Raw genomic sequence first — 4831 nt, 5'->3', positions numbered from 1 at the left:
CCCCCAGCCCCTCCCGCGAGCGGGAGGGGAGCAGAAGACACGATCCGCCACGCCCTCGCCGCCGCCGCCGCGCGCTTCGCCTCCGCCACCCCGCGCCTCGATGCCGAGCTGCTGATGGCGCACGCGCTGGGCGTGTCGCGCGAGGCGATGTTGCTGAGGTGGTTGGACGATCCGGCCCCGTCCACCTTCGCCGCGCTCGCCGACCGGCGCGCGGCGCATGAGCCGGTCGCCTACATCATCGGCACCCGCGCCTTCTGGACGATCGATCTCGCGGTCGCGCCGGGCGTGCTGATCCCGCGGGCGGACAGCGAGACGCTGATCGAGGCGGCGGTCGCGCATTTCGCCGGCACGGCAGGCCCGCGCAGGGTGCTCGACCTTGGCACCGGGTCGGGCGCGCTGCTGCTCGCCGCGCTCGACGAGTGGCCCTGCGCGAGCGGCGTGGGGCTGGACGCGTCGGACGCGGCGCTGGCCGTTGCCGGCGGCAACGTCGGGCGGCTGGGCTGTGCCCATCGCGCGCACGTCCGTTCCGGCGACTGGAGCGGGACGAACGAGGCGTTCGACCTCGTCCTGTGCAACCCGCCCTATGTCGCGGCGGGCACGGTGCTGCCCGACGAGGTGGCTCGGTACGAGCCGGCGGGCGCGTTGTTCGCCGGTCCGGACGGGCTCGACGACTATCGCCGGATCGCCCCCATTCTGCGTGCCCAGATCGCGCCGGGCGGCGTCGCCTGCATCGAGATCGGCGCGGATCAGGGCGAAGCGGCCGGCGCGCTGTTCCGTGCGCGGGGACTGTCGGTCGCGTGCCGCCGGGACCTGGCGGGACGGGATCGTTGCCTAGTCGTTTCGCCTTGACGCCGTCCGGACGACGTTCCACCTTTTCGCTTGGAGATACGGGTGCTCGCGGGTAAGGCTCGATTGGGGACGCATGGTTTCGACTTGATCGATGTCGGGCGTGCAGTCCATTCTCGCTTCGGGCCGCGCGATGCAGCCGGGCGAACCGCCGTATCGAGTGACGGACGGATGCCTACCGGGAGCAAGGCCGGCCTTTGCAGTTGAGGACAATGCATTGATCAACAATCGTCAGAACGGCCGTCGTCGCGGCCGTGGTGGTCAGCAGCGCGTGGGGGGCGGTAATCCCGGCCGGTCCGAGAGCGGCAATCGCATCGACAGCCGCGCACGCGGCAACGCCAGCCAGCTCTACGAGAAGTACAAGGCGCTCGCCGGCGATGCACAACGCCAGGGCGACCGGGTGAACACCGAATATTACCTCCAGTTCGCGGATCATTACTTCCGCGTGCTGGCCGAAAGCCGCCCGCGCTTCGAGGAGCAGCAGGCACGCGCCAACGGCCGTGACGAGTTCGACGACGAGTTCGACGGCGATGGCGAGGATTTCGGCCAGGAGGGAGAGCCTGCGCGGCCCGACCAGTACCAGCCGCGCGCCGATGATCGCTATCGCCAGGATGGGCGGCCGAATCAGGATGGGCGTCAGGCGCAGGACGATCGTCCGCGGCAGCAGCTGCGCCAGGATGGCCGCCCCGATGACCGTCCACGCCGTGACGATCGACCCCGGCAGGATCGACAGGACGCCCGCCCCGAGCAACTCCGCCCCGAGCACTCCCGCGCGGACCAGCCCCGTCCGGACCAACAACGTCAGGACCAGCAACGTCCGGACGAACGTCCGCGGCAGGACCGGCCTCGTCGCGACGGTACGCAGAACCCGCGTCTGCGCAACGATAGCGACTTTCGCGCCGAGAGCACGCCCGAGCAGCCCGTCGTCGAGCCGTCGGTTCCCGCCCAGATGCCGGTGACGGCGGACGAGAGGATCACCCCGCCGTCGCCCGAGCTGCAGGAGGCGTCGACCGTCCGTGCCGCCGACATGGAGGCACCCGTGCCACGCCGTCGCGGTCGCCCGCCCAAGGTGCGACCCGAGGAGAGCGTGGTCCCGGTGCAGGCGGAACCGTCGGGTTTCGACGTCGACCGGCTGCCGCCATCGCTCAGCGTCTCGGCAAGTGCCGAGCCCGACTCGGGCGAACCGGTCGTGAAGCCGCGTCGCCGCCGCCGCGTCGTCGCCGAGCCGGCCGATGCCGGTCAGGCGAACTGAAGCACGTCGCCATGCGCCGCCGGACCATCGCTTCAGAGCGGCGGGGCCGGCTGCACGCGGGCCTGTGACGCGGGCTGCCGGCCGATCGTGATCGCCACCTCGCGCAGCAGCGGCCTGGCGAAGATGGCCAGCCAGCCGGCGTAGCCTGCGCCTCCGATCACTACGAGTAGCGCAAGGCGCATCATCGCAGGCAGCGTTGGCATCAGCGAGTCGGTCGTCGTGACGATCAGTGCCATCGCGCTCGCCGCCAGGACCGGCGGTCCGATCGCCGCGGCAAGGTCGCTCGCCCGGGTGCCGATGATCGGCAGCGAACGGCGCAGGCTGATGCCGAGATAGGCCGGATAGGCGACGATCCACGCCCCCGCGAGTGCCGTCGCTCCCCAGCGGACCGCGATCAGGAACGCGAGCGCCAGGATCGCCGCCCCGGTCGCGCCGTTCTGCACTCCGATCCCCGGTCGACCCCTCGCATCGCATGCGGGGGTGAGTAGGATCTGGAGCGTCATGAACGGCATCGCCAACGCGAGCAGCCGGACGACCGGCACCGCCTCGACCCATTTGGGGCCGAGCACCGTCGCGACCAGCGGACCGGCGGTCGCCGCGAGCCCCAGGTAGAAGGGCAGGGCGATGAGCATCACCACCCGCACCGCGCGCAGGAACCCTTCCGCCAGCAGCTCCGGCCGCGACTGCATTCGTGCATAGGCGGTAAAGGCGACCTCGTTGAGCGGAGGCACGAACTTCGAGACGAAGATCTGGGTGAGGAACAGGCCGGTGGTATAGAGACCCAGTACGTGCGGAGTGAACCAGCGGCCGGCGATGAACACGTCTGCCTGGCTCTGCGCGAACCAGGTCAGCTGCCCTGCGGCCATGATCCCGCCATAGCGCGCAAGATGGCCTGCCCCCCGAAAGTCGAAGCTCGGCCAGACCAGCGAGCGCGCCGCGATCGTCAACGCAACGGCACGCACCATGAACATCGCCAGCGGTGCCGCGACCAGTGTCCATACGCCCCAACCGGCGAGCGCGCCGCCCAGCGCCGTCGCGGCGCTGGCGATCGAGGCGCAGATATTGGCTTTGGCCTGGTGCCGGAAGTCCATCGCGCGGCCGAGCAACGCCTGTGGTAATGCGATGAAGGGCGTGGCGAGGTACAGCAGCGCCTGAACGCGCAACAGTTCCGCCACGATCGGCTGGCGGTAGTAGGCGGCGGCGAGGGGAGCGAGCAGCGACTGGCCCGCCGCGAGACCCCCGTTCAGCAGCAACAGCATTCCGAACAGCTGGCGGACCTCGCGATGGCTCACCTCACGCTGGCGGACTAGGCCGCTCGCGAGACCGTAACCGTTGAGCATGTTGAGCAGCACCAGCACGACCTGGGTCATCGCGAACAGGCCATAATCGGTGGGGCTCAGGATGCGGATCACCAGAAACGTCGCCGCCCATTGCACCGTCTGGGCGACGATCTGGCTCCCGGACCGCCAGATGACGGCGCGACGCACCCGGTCCGCGAGCGATTCGGCTGACTGGTGCGGTCCGGCGTCGATCTGATACATCCCGAGGTCCGTAGTCCAGACCCCCTAAGGAAGCGGTAAAAGGCCCTTTTCCGAGCCTTTTCCATGTGATCGTCAGAAAAATGCAAAAAAGCGTTTGACGGCCTGAGCGACCCGGCCTAGAGCGACGTCACCGCAGCGGCAAACCACGGTTTGCCCCGGCGGACACCAGAAACCAGGCGCTCCGGTAGCCCTCCCAAAAAGAGGGTAGCTAAAGCGTCTGTTTCTGACGCTCTTTGACATTGTTGGTCAAGATGAAGGGACATGTGGGCGGCGGCTCCGGGTCCGGCGTTCAAGGCGTCGGGTGCTCGGTAAAAGTTAAGCCTGCCTACACGTCCTTCACGTATCCATACGTAAGATTAAGTGCAGGCAGGCTCCTTGAAATGAGCTGCGCAATCGAAGGTTTTCCCCTCCGATCGCGTGGAACATAAACTTGAGAGTTTGATCATGGCTCAGAATGAACGCTGGCGGCATGCCTAACACATGCAAGTCGAACGAAGGCTTCGGCCTTAGTGGCGCACGGGTGCGTAACGCGTGGGAATCTACCCCTTGGTTCGGAATAACAGTTGGAAACGATTGCTAATACCGGATGACGACGTAAGTCCAAAGATTTATCGCCGAGGGATGAGCCCGCGTAGGATTAGCTAGTTGGTGTGGTAAAGGCGCACCAAGGCGACGATCCTTAGCTGGTCTGAGAGGATGATCAGCCACACTGGGACTGAGACACGGCCCAGACTCCTACGGGAGGCAGCAGTGGGGAATATTGGACAATGGGCGAAAGCCTGATCCAGCAATGCCGCGTGAGTGATGAAGGCCTTAGGGTTGTAAAGCTCTTTTACCCGGGATGATAATGACAGTACCGGGAGAATAAGCTCCGGCTAACTCCGTGCCAGCAGCCGCGGTAATACGGAGGGAGCTAGCGTTATTCGGAATTACTGGGCGTAAAGCGCACGTAGGCGGCTTTGTAAGTAAGAGGTGAAAGCCCAGAGCTCAACTCTGGAATTGCCTTTTAGACTGCATCGCTTGAATCATGGAGAGGTCAGTGGAATTCCGAGTGTAGAGGTGAAATTCGTAGATATTCGGAAGAACACCAGTGGCGAAGGCGGCTGACTGGACATGTATTGACGCTGAGGTGCGAAAGCGTGGGGAGCAAACAGGATTAGATACCCTGGTAGTCCACGCCGTAAACGATGAT

3 protein-coding genes and 1 rRNA gene are annotated in these 4831 nt (G+C 66.2%); 3 read left to right on the top strand and 1 reads right to left on the bottom strand.

Translation table 11 applies throughout. The features are described 5' to 3' along the window. The first annotated feature begins 42 nt into the window (after positions 1–42). Positions 43–849 (top strand): peptide chain release factor N(5)-glutamine methyltransferase, encoded by an 807-nt coding sequence (gene prmC / locus HUV01_RS12075; RefSeq protein ID WP_174298490.1) that lies wholly within the window; start codon positions 43–45, stop codon positions 847–849. 214 nt (positions 850–1063) lie between these two features. Further along, entirely contained in the window at positions 1064–2098 is a 1035-nt protein-coding gene (locus HUV01_RS12070; RefSeq protein ID WP_174298489.1) for a DUF4167 domain-containing protein, read from the top strand. Positions 2099–2130: 32 nt separating this feature from the next. Here HUV01_RS12070 and HUV01_RS12065 read toward each other — a convergent pair whose 3' ends face one another. Beyond that, complete coding sequence (locus tag HUV01_RS12065; protein WP_174298488.1) at positions 2131–3639, bottom strand: lipopolysaccharide biosynthesis protein; 1509 nt, start codon at positions 3637–3639, stop codon at positions 2131–2133. Positions 3640–4065: 426 nt separating this feature from the next. Here HUV01_RS12065 and HUV01_RS12060 point away from each other — a divergent pair. Continuing rightward, positions 4066–4831 (top strand): 16S ribosomal RNA (locus tag HUV01_RS12060); the annotation flags it as partial.

Source organism: Sphingomonas bacterium (assembly GCF_903643035.1).
Taxonomy (GTDB): Bacteria; Pseudomonadota; Alphaproteobacteria; order Sphingomonadales; family Sphingomonadaceae; genus Sphingomonas.
The sequence above is the reverse complement of the archived record's forward strand: the minus strand, read 5'-3'. Positions and strand labels throughout refer to the sequence as shown.